Origin of the sequence: Lentzea sp. NPDC042327 (genome assembly GCF_040647275.1) — a bacterium.
In the GTDB taxonomy this organism is placed as follows: Bacteria; Actinomycetota; Actinomycetes; order Mycobacteriales; family Pseudonocardiaceae; genus Lentzea.
In genome coordinates this window covers 328,926-343,579 of the sequence record NZ_JBEZBX010000008.1, presented here as the reverse complement: position 1 = coordinate 343,579, position 14,654 = coordinate 328,926, and the positions used below count along the sequence as shown (strand labels likewise).

Genomic DNA, 14,654 nt, shown 5'->3' with positions numbered 1-14,654 from the left:
CTGACGGCATGTTGACCATCGGGATGCTCGGCGGCATGAGCTGGGAGAGCAGCGCGGAGTACTACCGGCTCGCCAACACCGTCGTGCGCGAACGGCTGGGCGGCCTGCACTCGGCCAAGGTCGTGCTGCACTCCGTCGACTTCGCCGAGATCGAACGCATGCAGGTCGAGGCCAGGTGGGACGACGCGGCGAAGGCACTGGCCGACGCCGCGCGGCTCGTGCAGGCCGGCGGCGCGGACTTCCTGCTCATCTGCACCAACACCATGCACAAGGTGTTCGACGAGGTCCAGGCCGCCGTCGACATCCCGGTGGTCCACCTCGGCGACACCACCGCCACCGCCATCACGCAAGCCGGGCTCACCACCGTCGGGCTGCTCGGCACCGGGTTCACCATGGACCAGCCGTTCTACCGCGAACGCCTGGAGCAGCACGGCCTCACGGTGCTGCTGCCCAGCCCGCAGGACCGCGCGACCGTGCACCGGATCATCTACGACGAGCTGTGCCTGGGTGTGGTGAAGGACGAGTCGCGGCGCGCCTACCAGGACGTGATCGGCCGGTTCGAGGGCGCGCAGGGCGTGATCCTCGGCTGCACCGAGATCGAGCTGCTGATCAGCCAGCACGATGTGCCGCTGCCGGTGTTCCCCACGACCCGGCTGCACGTCGAAGCCGCCGTCGCACGCGCGCTGGCCTGAGCCGTTGCTCATCTGGTGAAGCCGCACCGGCCGTGAAACCCGGTTGCGGACGGGACCGGCCTCGCGCAGGTTGACCACATGCAGTCACGTGTCGCGCTGGTCACCGGCGCTGGATCGGGAATCGGCGCCGGTATCGCGCAGGAGCTGGCCGAGCTGGGTCACCGGGTCGCCGTGGTGGACCGCGACGTCGAGGGCGCCCGCGCGGTCGCCGGCCGGATCGCCGAGGCGGGTGGGCAGGCGGTCGCGGTGGAGTGCGACGTCAGCGACCCGGCCTCGGTGGACGCGGCGGTGGCCGAGGTCGTCGCGGCGTTCGGGCCGGTGGAGATCCTGGTCAACAACGCCGGGTTCGCGCGGGACAACCACCCGCTGGACATGCCCCTGGAGGACTGGGACGCGGTGCAGGGCACGGTGCTGCGCGGCGCGTTCCTGATGCTCAAGGCCACCGCGCCGGCGATGCGGGACGCCGGGTGGGGGCGGATCGTCACCATCTCCAGCATCTCCGCGATCGTGCAGGGCGAGCGGATCAACTACGTCGCCGCGAAGGCCGGTGTCGAGGGGCTCACCCGCGGTGCCGCGCTCGACCTCGCACCGCACGGCATCACCGTCAACGCCGTCGGTCCCGGCACCGTGCGGACCGGCATGACGGAGGTCAGCGCCGCGCGGGCCGGGCGCACCGTGGACGAACACCTCGAAGTGGTGCGCAGGTCGATCCCGGTCGGGCGGATCGGCACACCGCACGACATCGCGCGTGCGGTGCTGTTCTTCGCCGCCGAGGACGCCGACTTCGTGACCGGCCAGGTCCTCTACGTCAGCGGCTACCCGCACGGCTGATCCCGGTGGGGTCGGGCCTGAGCGGTCCGACCCCGTCCCGGTCACTGCTTGTAGGGCGCCAGGGTGTCCTGGTCGACGTCGGGGGCGCCCATGATCGGGTGCACCTCGATCGGCTGGTTCAGGACCTTCCCGCCGGGGCCGGGGCACGCCGAGGCCTTCTGGCAGATCTCCAGCAGCCGCTCGCGGCTGTCCACGTCGACCACCCAGTAGCCGGCGATGACCTCCTTGGACTCGGCGAACGGCCCGTCGACCACGTTCGGCACGCCGTCCTCGCCGCCGCGCACCACGAACGCCCGCGCGGGCCCGCTGAGCCCCTCGGACTGCAGCAGCTCACCGGTGGCGCGCAGCTCGGCGTCCAGGTCGCGCATGTACCCGATCATCCGGTGCATGTCCTCGTCGGTCCACGCGGCGAGCCCCTCCCAGTCCTCCTGGGCGCCGCCGTAGCTGACCAGCATGTACTTCACTTCCACTCCCCACCGGTCGCGCGGGCCCTGATCTCCTGCACGGCCCAGCTGTTGCCGTCCGGGTCGTCGAAGAACACGAACGACCCGCCGTCCTTCTCGTTCATCCGCACGATCTCGCTGACCTCGACCCCGCGCTCGACGAGCTGCGCGCGAGCCTTCTCCAGGTCGGAGACCACGAGCTGGACGCCCTTGAGCGTGCCGGGCTCGCCCTTCACGATCCCCTTGCCGATCACCACCGAGCAGCCGGAGCCGGGTGGCGTGAGCTGCATGATGCGCGTGTTCTCGTCGAACGTCGTGTCGTGGTCGACGACGAACCCGAGCTGTTCTGCGTAGAAGTGCTTCGCCCGGTCCAGGTCCGACACCGGTACGACGACGACCTCGAGGGTCCAGTCCATCTCTGCGCTTCCTCTCCGCGGCTGGCGTTGTCACCGGTCCGTCGAAGGGCTCAGGACCTTTTCGACACGGGGTCGCGACCCGCATACCGGAGCTGCGCGATCGCGGTCCTCACTCCTCGACTGCGCCGCCGATCTCGCGCAGGTGCTCGCGGAACGTGAGCCCGCTCGCGAGGTACTCGTCGAACCGCAGCTGGCTGCGCAGGGACTCACCCTGCCGCACGCGCTGCGCCTGCGCCCGTTCGACGTCGCGGATGCCCCGCGCCTTGGCGATCACGGTCTCGACCTGGTCGGCGGGCACGAACAGCACGCCGTCGTCGTCGCCGAACACGACATCGCCGCTGGTAACGGTCCACTGGTCGACCTGGGCGGTCGACAGCGCCTCCGGTGCCCGGTCGCGCAGGCTCAGCGGCCCCGTCGGGTTCGCGCCGAGGCTGAACACCGGCAGCCCGATCGCGCGGATGTCCGAGGTGTCGCGGTGCAGGCCCCAGACCACCAGGCCGCGCAGCTGCGCGGCCTGGGCCTCCAGCACGACCATGTCGCCGATGCACGCCTCGTCGGTGCGGCCGTCGTTGTCGACGACGAGCACGTCACCGGGTGCGCTGCGCTCGACGGCTTCGAGGAAGACGTCCACGCTGCCGGCGTGGCGGGCGGGCAGGACGCGGCCGGCGACCCTGCTGCCGGGGACGACCGGGGCGAGGGTGGCGGTGCGGACCGGGACGCCGGTGCGGATGCAGGCGTCGGCCAGGTGCGCGGTGGTCAGGTCCAGCGCGGCGAGGTCCAGTTCGGGGAGATCCATGCGGGACAGTGAATCACCTGCGAGCGCTGCGGCACGCCGGAAAGATCGAGGCCTTTCCGGCGTGCCGCGCCCGTTCCGTCAGTGCACGGGGTCGGCGGTGCGTTCGACCTCGGTGGCCGCGGGCCTGAGCACACCGGCCGCGAACGCCGTGACCACGCAGAACAGCACCGGCAGCACGAACGCGACGTTGAGCGGCATCAGGTGCGTGAGCCAGCCGATCACCGCGGGCCCGGCGAGCACGCCGATGTAGCCCAGGCCCGCCACCCGCGACATGTTCACCGCCGCGGAGCTCGGGTCGCTGTGCCCGGCCGCGCTGAACAGCTGCGGCACCGTGCCGGACAACCCGGCGCCGGCCACCGCCCAGCCCGCGATCGCCAGGCCGGTCCACGGTGCGAACGCCGCCAGCAGCAACCCGGCCGCCGCGATCACCGCACCCCAGCGCAGCACCGCCATCGGCCCGATCTTCGCGGTGACCCGGTCCGCCAGCAGCCGCCCGACGGTCATGGTGGTCGCGAAGGCGCCGTAGGCGAGCGCGGCGATCTGCGGTTCGGCGCCCAGGACGTCCTGCAGGTGCAGCACGCTCCAGTCGTTGGCGACGCCCTCGCTGAGCATCACCATGAACGCGAGCCCCGCCATGACCCAGATCCGCAGCGGCACCTTCTTCTTCGTCCTGGGCTGGTCCTCGTCGCCTTCGTGCGGGATGGTCGTCGCGCCGTGCGACAACGCCGGTGCCGTGACGAGGCTGACCACCACGCCGACGACGGCGACCACCGCGAGCGTCGTGGCCGGCGAGAGCTCCCAGCTCAGCGTGCGCGCGCCGACCAGGGAGGCGGCGACACCGCCCAGCGACCAGGTCGCGTGGAAGGCCGACATCACCGGGCGCGCGTACTCGCGTTCGACGACGACCGCGTGCCCGTTCATAGCCATGTCCAGCACGCCGTTGCCGAACCCGAACGCCAGCAACGCCGCGGCGAGCGCCAGCTCACCGGTGGAGAGTCCCGGCAGCACGACGGCCGCGCTGCACAGCACGCCCGCGAGCGGGGTGACGGTGCGCGCGCCGAACCGGTCGGTCAGCCAGCCGCCGGCCCGCATGCCGATGAACGCGCCGAGCCCGAGGACCAGCAGCAACCGGCCGAGCTCCGCGTGGTCGATGCCGACCCGGCGCTCGACCGTGGGGATGTGCACGATCCACATGCCGAGCAGGAAGCCGTTGAGTGCGAAGTACGTGAAGGTGGCCACCCGCGCGGCCCTGAGAGCGTTCACATGCTTCACGCTAACGAACAATCCGCGTGTTTGAAAGTTTGAACTTCGAACACAGCTGGTGTTCAATCGCGAGTGTGTCCCGACTGAGGCAGATCACCGAGGCCGTGCGCGACGCCGGCTCCCTCGGTGTGGCGGAGCTCGCGTCGCTGACCGGCGCGTCCGAGATGACGATCCGCCGCGACCTGGAGGTGCTCGCCGCGCAAGGCGTGCTGGAGCGCTACCGCGGTGGTGCGCGCAGCCTGCTGCTGCGCGGGTCTGAACCACCGTACGCACTGCGTTCGGAGGAGGCGCTGGACGCCAAGCGCCGCATCGCCAGGGTCGTCGCGGGCCTGCTCTCCGACGGCGAGTCGGTCGTGCTCGACAGCGGCACCACGTGCGTGGAGGTCGCCCACGTGCTGCATGCGCGCCGTCTGACCGTGATGCCGCTGTCGCTGCACGCGGTGAACGCGCTGGTGGGCGGCCCGTCGCTGACGTTGCTGATCCCCGGCGGCACACCGCGCGCGGGGGAGCTGGCGCTGACCGGACCGCTGACCCTGCAGTCGCTGCAGTCGCTGCGCTTCGACACGGCGGTCATCGGCTGCTGCGGCCTCTCCGCCGAGCAGGGCCTGACCGCGTTCGACCTGGACGACGCCGCGGTCAAGCGCGCGGCGATCTCGTCGGCCCGGCGCGTGATCGCCGCGGCCGACGCCTCGAAGCTGACGCGCACCGCGCTGGCGTTCGTGGCACCGGTGTCCGCCCTGGACGCCGTGGTGACCGATGCGGACGGCGACGACGGGTTGACGGCAGCGGGCGTGGCGGTGGTGACGGCGTGATCGTGCTGTTCGACATGTTCGGGGTGATCGCCCGCGACCAGTCCCGGGCGGTGATGGACACCATGAGCACCGACCCGGCGTTCTGGCAGGCCTACTGGGCGCACCGCCCCGCCTACGACCGCGGCGACGTGACCGCCGCCGAGTACTGGCGGCGCGTCGGGTACCCGCCGATGGTCGAGCAGGACGTGGCGAGCTGGACCGAGGTCGACGACGAGATGGTCGCCCTGCTCGGCGCACTGCACGCCGCGGGCAGGCGCATCGCGTTGCTGTCGAACATCCCCGAGGACCACGCCCGCGACTTCGAACGCCGCTACCCGTGGCTCGACCTGTTCGAGCTGCGGGCGTTCTCCTGCCGCATCGGACACGCGAAACCGTCGATCGAGGCGTTCGAGTGGTGCCGGGAACGCCTCGGCGACGACGAGATCCTGTTCGTGGACGACCAGCTGGAGAACGTCGAGGCGGCGCGGCGGGCCGGGATGCGCGGGCACCACTTCACGGGCATCGACGGGCTGCGGGCGGTTCTCCACGCGTGATCGCACGGAGACCTGAGCGCACCGCACCCGTCGGACCGTTTTGTCAGGGCAGAGACGTGCCGTAGCACTGGAACACCGCCTCGGTCCAGGTGCGCTGCGCCTTCGCCAACGCCTCCGCCGGGGCACGGCCGGCCGCCAGCTCCCGGTGGTAGCGCAGCATCAACGCCTTGCTGGTGTCGTCGGGCACCGACACCGCCGAGGCGATGAGGGTCCTGGTGCCCAGCGCCAGCAGTGCCGCGGCGAGGCCGAGCAGCTCATCACCCGGACGGATGCCCGAGTTGCCCGCCTCGCACGCGGACAGGATCACCTGCCGCGGCGGCCGGTGCAGTCCTTCGAGGTCGTAGACGGTGAGCGGACCGTCGGCGAGGGTGAGCGTCGAGAACAGCGGGTTGTCCGCGCGGAACCGGCCGTGCGCGGCGATGTGCGCGAGCTCGGCGCCGTCGAGGGCGTGCAGCAGGTTCGCCGTGGTCGCCCTCCTGCCGGTGAACCGCTCGGCGTGCGGGTAGCGGCGCTTCAGGGCTTCGACCTCGGCCACGGCGTGGCGCAGGCCCGGTCCGGCGGCCAGCACCGTGCGCCCGGTGACGTGGTCGGACTCCGCGGCCCTGAGCCACAGCGCCGCGGACGGCGCGACGGTCACCGCCCGGCCCCGGCAGCTGGGCAGCGCGGGCCACGGAAGTGCGTGCAACGCACCGGTCGGCACGATGACCAGCGGTTTCCTCGTCGCGGGCAGGAGCCGGTCGAGGCGGTCGGCGGCCTGGCCGAGGCGTTCCTCGATGGCCTTGCGGGTGCGGTCGGAGCCGATGCGGTGCGCGAGGTGGTTGATGCCGAACCGCAGCGCCTGCACCTCCCGTGCGGCGGCCTCGGCCGGGCCCGCGTCGAGCAACCGGACCCTGCCGCGATCGAGGACGACCGCGTGCAGCCGCCCGTCGGACTCGACGTACTCGACCAGCACGTGATCGCCCAGCGCCGTGCTGAGCCGGGTGCGCGACGGCGGTGGGTCGGCGGCACGGATGCCGGTCGCGTGCCGGGCCCGTGCCCCGATCGCCTGCTCCAGCTCGGCCTGCCGGCGCAGGTCTCCGGCGGCCATGACCTGCCGCAGCTCCGCGAGGTCGTCGGCCAGCCGGTCGTCGTCGGGCGGCCGCACCGGGCGCACGCGCAACGCCCCCGCCCGCCACCGCTCCGCCCACCCGAACACCGCGGCGGGACGGCCGCCGGCCAGGGCCAGCCGCGTGCCGGTGGCGACCAGCTCGCCCGCCAGCCCGGACGCGTGCGCCCGCAGCTCCATCGCGCCCAGACCGTTGCGGAACGCCGCCAGCACGTCGACCCCGGACCGCAGCGCCGCCTCGGCACCCTTCACGTCACCGTCGGCGAGCCGCAGCAGGGCCGTCGCGTGCCAGGCCCGTGCGCGCAGCTCCGCCGGACCGGTGCGGGCGGCCGCGGCGACGGCGGTCAGCTCCGCGCGCGCCACCGCCCGGTGCCGCGGTGCCTGCAGGGCCAGCCGCGCCACGATCAGCCGCGCGTCGAGCGCCGCGACCACCCAGCCCTCACCGGCCAGCGCCTCGACGACCCGGCGCGCGGACCGCAGCGACGCCGACCCCCGCTCCCACCGCGCCCGCAACGCCAGGTACCCGGCGAACGCCGCCCACGCGGGCCGCCCCTGCCGCCGCGCCGACCGCCCGGCCGACACCGCCGAGGCCAGTGCCGCAACCGGGTCCCCCGCCACCAGCTCCACCCGCGCCAGCACCAGCCGTGCCTGCACCACGTCCACGAAGTTGCGCTGCCGGGTGAACGCCGCCACCGCCGCCGCGGCCGCCGACCGGGCCTCCGCGACCAGCCGCACCGACAGCAACGCCTCGGCCCGCTCGATCGGCAGCAGCCCGGGGTCCCGCCCGGCCGCCGCGTACCGGGCCGCCGCCTCGTCGAACGCGGCCAGCGCCGCCGGCACGTCGCCGCGTGCCTCGAACGCCACCCCGCGGTTGTGGAACACCATCGCGGTCCGCCCGGTGTGACCGGCGGCGACGTACAGCGACTCGGCGAGGTCGAGGTCCTCCGCCGCACCCCGCCAGTCCCGCCGGTGCGCGCGCAGCAGGCCCCGGTTGTTGCGGATCGTCGCCTCCAGCAGCGGGTCACCTGGGTTGGCGGCCAGCGCCGCGGCGAACCCGTCGGCGGCCTCGGCGAACCGGCCGATCTCGGTGAGCACCAGCGCCCGCTGCATCAGCAGCCGCGCCGCGGTCACCCCGTCGACCTGCTCGGGCACGTCGGCCAGCGCCCGCAACGCCTCCGCCGTGCGCCCGGTCAGCGTCAGCACGTACCCCAGCGACCCCCGCGCCTGCGCGGCCCGCACCACCAGCCCCGCCGCCGTCGCGACCGACACGGCCGCGCGCAGGTGCCGTTCGGCCTCGTCGAGCCGCCCCACCGCCGAGGCCGCCATGCCCAGGGCGTGCAGCGCCACCGACTCGGTCTCCGCGTCCGTCCTGCCGCGTACGGACTCGGCCAGGCGGCGGGCACGCGCCGGTGAGGTGTAGGCGAGGTCCTTCGCCTGCTCCGCACGGACGAGCGTCATAGGCGGTGTGTATCAGCTATCCGTTGCCGCGGCATCAAGCTTCGGACATGCTCATCCGGACGCAGGAGGGGAGTGGACACCATGGGCGGCAGAGACCCGCACGCCTACGGCCTCGCCCAGGCGGTCAGCACCATCACCAGGGTGCCGCTGCCGGCGGCGGACGCCGCACTGAAGATCGGCGTGGTCGACACCGGCTACGCACCGCACCCGTGGCTCGACGGTCACGTCGAGGTCGACGACGACCACGTCGAGGCGGCGGGCTCCGGGCACGGCACGTTCGTCGCCGGGGTGGTCCTCGACCACGCGAAGACCGCCACGGTCGTCCTGCGCCGCGCCCTGGTCGAGGGACCCGACGACGACACCCAGGTCGTGGCCGCGCTGGAGAACCTGAACCGGCCCGACATCAAGCTGATCAACCTGTCGTTCGGCGGCAGCCTCTCCGAACAGGGCACCCCCGAGGGTCTGCGGGCCGCGCTCGACGCACTGGCCGGTGACGTCGTGGTCGTCGCAGCGGTGCCCAACAACGCCTCACCGCTGCGCAACTACCCGGCCGCCGACGCGGGCGTCCTCTCGGTCGGCGCGACCACGGCGAGCGGGGAGATCGCCGAGTTCAGCGCCTGCGGCCGGTGGATCACGGTCTTCACCCGCGGTGAGGACGTGCACGGCCCGTTCGAGAAGGGGTTCGCGACGTGGTCGGGCACCTCGTTCGCGGCCGCCGCGGTGACCGGGCGGATCGGGGCGCTGATGGAGAGCGGCCTGACCGCCACGGCCGCGCGGGACGTGCTGCTCGGCCGGTGCGAGACCCGGCACGCGTGGGGCGTCAACGGCCCGTTCGACGTGCGGGTCCTGCTCTAGAAGCGCGCCCACTGGGTCACCACGACGGTGCCGTCCGTGGCGGTCACCCGCACCCTGACCAGCCCGGACGGCACGTCCGTGACCGTGAACCAGCCGTCGACGACCGGGGTGGAACGCCGTGACCGCGGTGTCTCCACCACCACCTCGCCCACCGCGCCGGTGACGAGCCCGCGCACGGTGTCGCCGCTGATCTCCAGGTTCAGCGTCACCCGCTCGGACTCGAACGCCAGCAGCAACGGCCCGTCGTCACCGCGCACCAGCGCCGCCTCGTTCTCCACGAGCACCGCCAGCTCCTCGTCGAGCGCCCGCAGCGCCAGTGCCGCGCTCGCGTCGCGCAGCACCCCGGCCGGCACCGGGTCGAAACGGTCCGCCGCCGCCCGCAGCTCGGCCAGGAAGTCGTCGTCCTCGCTCATGACCGCTCCTCCAGCACCGGCTCGCCGCTGACGAGCGCCCTGAGCCGGTTCAGGCACCGCTGCCGGATCGGCCCGATGCTGCCCACCGGCATGTCCAACGCGGCCGCGACCTCGGCGTACGCGGGCGGCGGTGACGCCATGAGCACGCGCAACAGCCGCCGGCACCGGTCCGGCAGCCCCTCGAACACCCGCCACAGCGCCGCGTCCCGTTCACCGACGAGCAGCGCGTGGTCCACCGGCGGCGCGGGGTCGGCGGAGTCGTCGATCTCGGCCGGCTCCGGCAACCGCCCCGACCGCCGGATCAGCTGCAGGCACTCGTGCCGCGCCGTGGTGGCGAGCCACCCCGCCAGCCGCTCAGGCTCCGCGATGCGGTCGAGGTGCTCCACCAGCTTGATCCAGGTGCACTGCACGGCGTCGGCGGCGTCGGCGTCGCTGAGCCGGTGGGCGCGGGCGACCGACCACAGCAGCCCGCTGAACTGCCTGACCAGGGCGTCCCACGCCGTCTGGTCACCACGCGCGGCCGCGGCCAGCGCCGCCGGTATGTCCATGCCCACATGATGCCGCCCGCACCCGCCCAGATTCGCCTTCCGCGCACCGGGTTCGCCGTGCGGGCGGTGCGGGTCCCCCGGTCGGTGGAACGTTTTCCCGTTGATTAGCCGCCGATGCCCGAACGTGAAAAATCCCGGACCGATACAACGGTGGTGCCGGCGTTCGTCGGGGGCGTCGGCAGCCATCGACCGGGGGGCCGGTGGTGCGGGCTGGGGGCGGGCGGGGCGTGGCTGGGAGTCACGTCCCGCCCGGCCCGCCGCGCGAACGTGCTGTGCGCTTTCCTGCCGGAACGGGACCTGTTCGCCCGTTGCGCACCCACAACCGCTCCCGCGGGTGCATCCTGTGTCCTACAGCACAACCCTGAGGACTGATGACGATGACGAGTGCGACCGCGTCCTCCCGCCACGGCTGGGAGTCGGACCTGGAGCGCTACCGCGACCGGGCGGTCAGCGTGCTCGAGGCGCACCTGCCCGCGACCTCCGGCTGCACCGAGTGCGGCGACCCGTGGCCGTGCGCCCGCGCGTGCACCGCCGAGCTCGTGCTGGAGCTGTAGACGGCGGTCCCTAGGAGCTGACGCGCGCGAAGAACGCCGCCACGTTCCCCAGCAGCCGGTCGACCTTGTCCTCCAGCGCCAGTGACTCGTGGATCCGCCCGCCGAACCCGGCGTCCTTGCGTCCCCGCAGGTACAGCGAGCAGTCCAGGTCCGCACACAGGTAGACGCCGACCGAGTTGCCCAGCTGTCCCGCCTTGCCGGCCTTGCGCGCGGTCATCAGCGACACGCCGTCACCGGAGTGCGTGGTCAGGCACCACGAGCACATCGACTTGCGCGGCAGCCCGGACTGGGCGGCCCGCCGCAGCGCCACGCCCGCGAACCGGTCGCCGAGCTCGGTGACGACGTAGGAGCGGTCGGGTGCCGCCGGGTCGCGCCAGCCGAGGAAGTCCAGGTCGTCCCACGGGCGGTCGGCGAGATCGCGGGGCACGTGCATGCGCTTGGCCTCGCCCTTGGTGGAATTGACGAAGGACGCGCGGATGTCGTGTTCGGTCAGCGGCTTCATGACCTCGACGGTAGGTTTACCTAGAGGTACTAGGCAAATGATTAAGAGCCCTAGGAAGGGTGGTGCATGGCACGCGCGGGGATCACCGCCGACCGCCTCACGCAGGCGGCGGCGGAGCTGGCCGACCAGGTCGGCTTCGACAACGTGACGGTGTCCGCGCTCGCCCGCCACTTCGGCGTGAAGGACGCCTCGCTGTACTCGCACATCCGCAACGCCCACGACCTGCGCACCCGCGTCGCCGTCCAGTCGCTGGCCGAACTCGCCGACCGCGTCGCCGCCGAACTGGCCGGCCGCTCCGGCAAGCAGGCGCTGCGCGCGTTCGCCGACGCCTACCGCGGCTACGCCAAACAGCACCCCGGCCGGTACGCGGCCACGCGGATCGCGCTGGACCCGGACACGGCGGCCACCGGCGCGGCCGAGCGGCACACCGAGCTGACACGGGCGTTGCTGCGCGGCTACGACCTGTGGGAACCCGACCAGACCGACGCCGTGCGGCTGCTGCACAGCACGTTGCACGGGTACGTGTCGCTGGAGCAGGCGGGCGCCTTCCACAGCCACCCGCGCGGGGTCGAGGCGTCGTGGACCCGCGCCGTGGACGCGCTCGACTCGCTGCTGCGCGCCTGGCCCGCCTGAACCCGGCCGGCACCGGCGGGTAGAACGAAGGTCATGACCACTGGGCAGGCCTTCCCGCTGCACCCGACCCCGATCCACGTGCCCGACGAGGTCCTCGACGACCTGCGCGCCCGCCTCGCGCGGACCCGCGCGCCGCTGGACGAGGGCAACGACGACTGGTCCTACGGCGTCCCGGCCGGCTACCTCGGCGAGCTGGTCGCGTACTGGCGCGACGGCTACGACTGGCGCACGGCCGAAGCCGCCATCAACGCCCACGAACACTACGAGGTGACCGTCGCCGATGTCCCGGTGCACTTCCTGCGCGCACCCGGACGCGGCCCGGCGCCGATCCCGCTGATCCTCACCCACGGCTGGCCGTGGACGTTCTGGCACTGGTCGAAGGTCATCGGCCCGCTCGCCGACCCGGCCGCGCACGGCGGTGACCCGGCCGACGCGTTCGAGGTCATCGTGCCCTCGCTGCCCGGGTTCGGGTTCCCCGGTCCGCTCACCGGGTTCCCGGACGTCAACTTCTGGAAGGTCGCCGACCTGTGGCACGCGCTGATGACCGACGTCCTCGGACATGACCGGTACGCCGCCGGCGGGTGCGACATCGGCGGGATCGTCTCCAGCCAGCTCGGCCACAAGTACGCCGGCTCGCTGCACGGCATCCACATCGGCTCCGGCCTGCCGCTCGACTTCTTCACCGGCCCGCGCGCCTGGGACTTCGCCCGCAACCGCCCGCTGACCGACGACCAGCCCGCCGACGTCCGCGACCGCATCATCGAGATGGACCGCCGCTGGGCGACGCACCTGGCCGTGCACATGCTCGACGGCGCGACGCTGGCGCACGGGCTGAGCGACTCGCCGGCCGGGCTGCTCGCGTGGCTGCTGCAGCGGTGGACCGCGTGGAGCGACAACGGCGGCGATGTCGAGTCCGTGTTCATCAGGGACGACCTGCTGACGCACGCGACGATCTACTGGGCCACGAACTCCATCGCCACCTCGATGCGCTACTACGCCAACGCCAACCGGTACCCGTGGCAGCCCTCGCACTCCCGCACCCCGGTCGTGGAGGCCCCGGTCGGGCTCACGTTCGTCACCTACGAGAACCCGCCGGGCATCCACACCGCCGAGGAGCGGGTCGCGGCGTTCCTCGGCGGTCCGCAGGCGGCGTGGTTCAACCACGTGAACGTCAACGCCCACGAGCGTGGCGGGCACTTCATCCCGTGGGAGAACCCGCAGGCGTGGGTGAGCGATCTGCGGGCCACGTTCCGGGATCGCCGCCCTTAGGGAAGTTTGTAGGCGGTTCACAGTTTTCGCAGGGCGTTTCGAGGCTGCCGGGGGACCGGTTTCGTTGGCAGTCTCCCCGGATACTGAGCGCCGATAATGTTCACTTATCGGCGGTCAGGTTCTAGACGCTTATTTGGTTTGCATTGCGTCGCATAACGTAACTACACACGTAATTCTGCTACGATATTGCCCGTGGAAACGAGCTGTAACTTCCCGGGCTGCGAACGCCCCGTTTTCCGAGGTAGCGGCCCCGGTAGGCCCTCGGAGTACTGCGACCTGCCCGAGCACACGCGCTGGCGGGCATGGCGGGAACGGCAACGGCTCCAAGAGGCGGCCGAGAAAGGGGCGGAGCAAAACCTGGAGGTCGTCACCGTGACGAATCTGCCTAGGGTCTCCGGTACCGCCAAGATCAGGGCTGAAGAGCTCCTCGACCGCTTCCGGGTGCTGTCCGAGCAGATGACGCAGACGCTGGGGCGGGCGGTCGGTGAGCTCAACGCGATGGCGGACCCGAGCGTCGCTGAGAGCCAGATCCAGGCGGCGGAGGCCGAGGCGGCTCGCCGGGTCGCGGAGGCGCAGGCCGACCTCGCGGCCGCGGAACGGCGCCGGCACGACGCTGAGCAGGCACGCAAGGCGGCCGAGGTGGTCACCGAGCAGGCGGTGCGGTCCGCGGAGGAAGCCGGCGAGGCCGCGGACCGGGCGTTCACCGAGCGGGACGAGGCGCGTGAGCAGGCGCAGGCCGCGAAGGAGCGGGCCGAGGCGGAGGTCGCCGAGGTCAGGGTGCAGGCGGCGGCCGTGGTCGAGGAGATCAGGGCCGAGGCCGAGGAGAAGGTGAGGCTCGCGGGTGAGGCCGTGGAGCAGGCGAGGACAGACGCGGTGAAGCACGCCGAGCAGGCACGGCGGCAGGCGGCGAAGGAGATCGAACAAGCCCGCGCCGAAGCCCAGGCCCGGGTGGAGCAGGCTCAGGCGGCGGCCGAGCAGGCGCAGGCAGCCGCTGACCAGGCCCGGTCGGAGGCCGCGGCGCAGGTCGAGCAGATCCGGTCGGAAGCTGTGGCGCAGGTCGAGCAGGCACGCCAGGCCGCCGCGGACACCGTGGGCAAGGCGGCGATGGCACGCGATCAGGCCGTGGTGCGCGCGGAACGTGCCGAGCAGACGGCGGCCGACGCGCGCGCCGAGGTGCAACGGATGCGGGACGAGGTCGACGAACGGCTCGCGCAGGTCCGGCGGGAGAGCGGCGAGCAGGTGGCGGCGGTGCGGCAGGCGTTGGCGGCGGTGGAGGACGCACGGGCGCAAACGCTGGCGCGTGCGGAACGAGCCGAGCGCCAGCTGGACGAGGTGATGGCCGAACTGCGAAGCCTGCGCGCGCCGAGCTGAGAACGGAGTACTCGTCGCCCAGCTCGGCGCCGTGCCGGAACCACTCGTGGGCGCCCGGCAGGTCACTGCGTTGCCGCAGCACCGCGCCCATCCCGCCCCACGCGGGCACCGGTGCCGGCGGCCTCGCGGTGGTGCGCCTCGGTGTGCACGGTCCCCTCGC

Annotated in this window: 17 protein-coding genes; 9 read left to right on the top strand and 8 right to left on the bottom strand. The window is 72.8% G+C overall.

Annotation, left to right across the window (positions count from 1 at the left end):
- The first annotated feature begins 8 nt into the window (after positions 1 to 8).
- A complete protein-coding gene (locus AB0A63_RS22710; RefSeq protein ID WP_360394619.1) occupies positions 9 to 692 on the top strand; it encodes an aspartate/glutamate racemase family protein in 684 nt (227 codons plus the stop codon).
- A 78-nt stretch (positions 693 to 770) separates the two neighbouring features.
- Positions 771 to 1,523 carry an SDR family oxidoreductase gene (locus AB0A63_RS22705; protein ID WP_360394616.1) on the top strand — a complete coding sequence of 251 codons (753 nt, stop codon included), beginning with the start codon at positions 771 to 773 and terminating at the stop codon, positions 1,521 to 1,523.
- 41 nt (positions 1,524 to 1,564) lie between these two features.
- Here the strand turns inward: AB0A63_RS22705 and AB0A63_RS22700 are convergent, their stop codons facing one another.
- The 4 genes from AB0A63_RS22700 to AB0A63_RS22685 form a co-directional block, all read right to left on the bottom strand.
- The gene (locus AB0A63_RS22700; protein WP_360394859.1) at positions 1,565 to 1,978 is read right to left on the bottom strand and encodes a YciI family protein; all 414 of its coding nucleotides are present in this window, start codon (positions 1,976 to 1,978) and stop codon (positions 1,565 to 1,567) included.
- A gap of 5 nt (positions 1,979 to 1,983) precedes the next feature.
- Positions 1,984 to 2,382 (bottom strand): VOC family protein, encoded by a 399-nt coding sequence (locus AB0A63_RS22695; RefSeq protein ID WP_360394613.1) that lies wholly within the window; start codon positions 2,380 to 2,382, stop codon positions 1,984 to 1,986.
- 109 nt (positions 2,383 to 2,491) lie between these two features.
- Positions 2,492 to 3,178: an RraA family protein gene (locus AB0A63_RS22690; protein ID WP_360394610.1), complete on the bottom strand. Its 687-nt coding sequence runs from the start codon at positions 3,176 to 3,178 to the stop codon at positions 2,492 to 2,494.
- 78 nt (positions 3,179 to 3,256) lie between these two features.
- Positions 3,257 to 4,441, bottom strand: coding sequence for an MFS transporter (locus AB0A63_RS22685; RefSeq protein ID WP_360394607.1), 1,185 nt, complete (start codon positions 4,439 to 4,441; stop codon positions 3,257 to 3,259).
- Between the two features lie 74 nt (positions 4,442 to 4,515).
- Here AB0A63_RS22685 and AB0A63_RS22680 point away from each other — a divergent pair, with 74 nt between their 5' ends.
- Together AB0A63_RS22680 and AB0A63_RS22675 are read left to right on the top strand one after the other, a co-directional pair.
- Positions 4,516 to 5,253, top strand: coding sequence for a DeoR/GlpR family DNA-binding transcription regulator (locus AB0A63_RS22680; protein ID WP_360394604.1), 738 nt, complete (start codon positions 4,516 to 4,518; stop codon positions 5,251 to 5,253).
- A complete protein-coding gene (locus AB0A63_RS22675) occupies positions 5,250 to 5,786 on the top strand; it encodes an HAD-IA family hydrolase (RefSeq protein WP_360394601.1) in 537 nt (178 codons plus the stop codon). The genes AB0A63_RS22680 and AB0A63_RS22675 overlap by 4 nt, the downstream gene beginning before the upstream one ends.
- Before the next feature lie 43 nt (positions 5,787 to 5,829).
- On the opposite strand, the gene AB0A63_RS22670 is transcribed toward AB0A63_RS22675, so the two are convergent.
- Positions 5,830 to 8,349 (bottom strand): CHAT domain-containing protein, encoded by a 2,520-nt coding sequence (locus AB0A63_RS22670; RefSeq protein WP_360394598.1) that lies wholly within the window; start codon positions 8,347 to 8,349, stop codon positions 5,830 to 5,832.
- An 81-nt stretch (positions 8,350 to 8,430) separates the two neighbouring features.
- On the opposite strand from AB0A63_RS22670, the gene AB0A63_RS22665 reads away from it, so the two are divergent.
- Positions 8,431 to 9,204 carry a S8/S53 family peptidase gene (locus tag AB0A63_RS22665; protein WP_360394595.1) on the top strand — a complete coding sequence of 258 codons (774 nt, stop codon included), beginning with the start codon at positions 8,431 to 8,433 and terminating at the stop codon, positions 9,202 to 9,204.
- Here the strand turns inward: AB0A63_RS22665 and AB0A63_RS22660 are convergent.
- Together AB0A63_RS22660 and AB0A63_RS22655 are read right to left on the bottom strand one after the other, a co-directional pair.
- Positions 9,201 to 9,617, bottom strand: coding sequence for a hypothetical protein (locus AB0A63_RS22660; RefSeq protein WP_360394592.1), 417 nt, complete (start codon positions 9,615 to 9,617; stop codon positions 9,201 to 9,203). The two genes, AB0A63_RS22665 and AB0A63_RS22660, sit on opposite strands and share 4 nt — an antisense overlap.
- Positions 9,614 to 10,165 (bottom strand): sigma-70 family RNA polymerase sigma factor, encoded by a 552-nt coding sequence (locus AB0A63_RS22655; protein WP_360394589.1) that lies wholly within the window; start codon positions 10,163 to 10,165, stop codon positions 9,614 to 9,616. The genes AB0A63_RS22660 and AB0A63_RS22655 overlap by 4 nt, the downstream gene beginning before the upstream one ends.
- Positions 10,166 to 10,536: 371 nt before the next feature.
- Here AB0A63_RS22655 and AB0A63_RS22650 point away from each other — a divergent pair, with 371 nt between their 5' ends.
- The gene (locus tag AB0A63_RS22650) at positions 10,537 to 10,719 is read left to right on the top strand and encodes a hypothetical protein (protein WP_360394586.1); all 183 of its coding nucleotides are present in this window, start codon (positions 10,537 to 10,539) and stop codon (positions 10,717 to 10,719) included.
- Between the two features lie 10 nt (positions 10,720 to 10,729).
- On the opposite strand, the gene AB0A63_RS22645 is transcribed toward AB0A63_RS22650, so the two are convergent.
- On the bottom strand, positions 10,730 to 11,221 hold the full coding sequence (locus tag AB0A63_RS22645; protein ID WP_360394583.1) for an FBP domain-containing protein: 492 nt from the start codon (positions 11,219 to 11,221) through the stop codon (positions 10,730 to 10,732).
- Between the two features lie 66 nt (positions 11,222 to 11,287).
- Between AB0A63_RS22645 and AB0A63_RS22640 the strand changes: the two genes are divergently transcribed.
- The 3 genes from AB0A63_RS22640 (at position 11,288) to AB0A63_RS22630 (ending at position 14,494) form a co-directional block, all read left to right on the top strand.
- Positions 11,288 to 11,854, top strand: coding sequence for a WHG domain-containing protein (locus tag AB0A63_RS22640; RefSeq protein ID WP_360394580.1), 567 nt, complete (start codon positions 11,288 to 11,290; stop codon positions 11,852 to 11,854).
- 33 nt (positions 11,855 to 11,887) lie between these two features.
- Positions 11,888 to 13,123: an epoxide hydrolase family protein gene (locus tag AB0A63_RS22635; protein ID WP_360394577.1), complete on the top strand. Its 1,236-nt coding sequence runs from the start codon at positions 11,888 to 11,890 to the stop codon at positions 13,121 to 13,123.
- Between the two features lie 372 nt (positions 13,124 to 13,495).
- Complete coding sequence (locus tag AB0A63_RS22630) at positions 13,496 to 14,494, top strand: hypothetical protein (RefSeq protein ID WP_360394574.1); 999 nt, start codon at positions 13,496 to 13,498, stop codon at positions 14,492 to 14,494.
- The last annotated feature ends 160 nt before the right edge of the window (positions 14,495 to 14,654 follow it).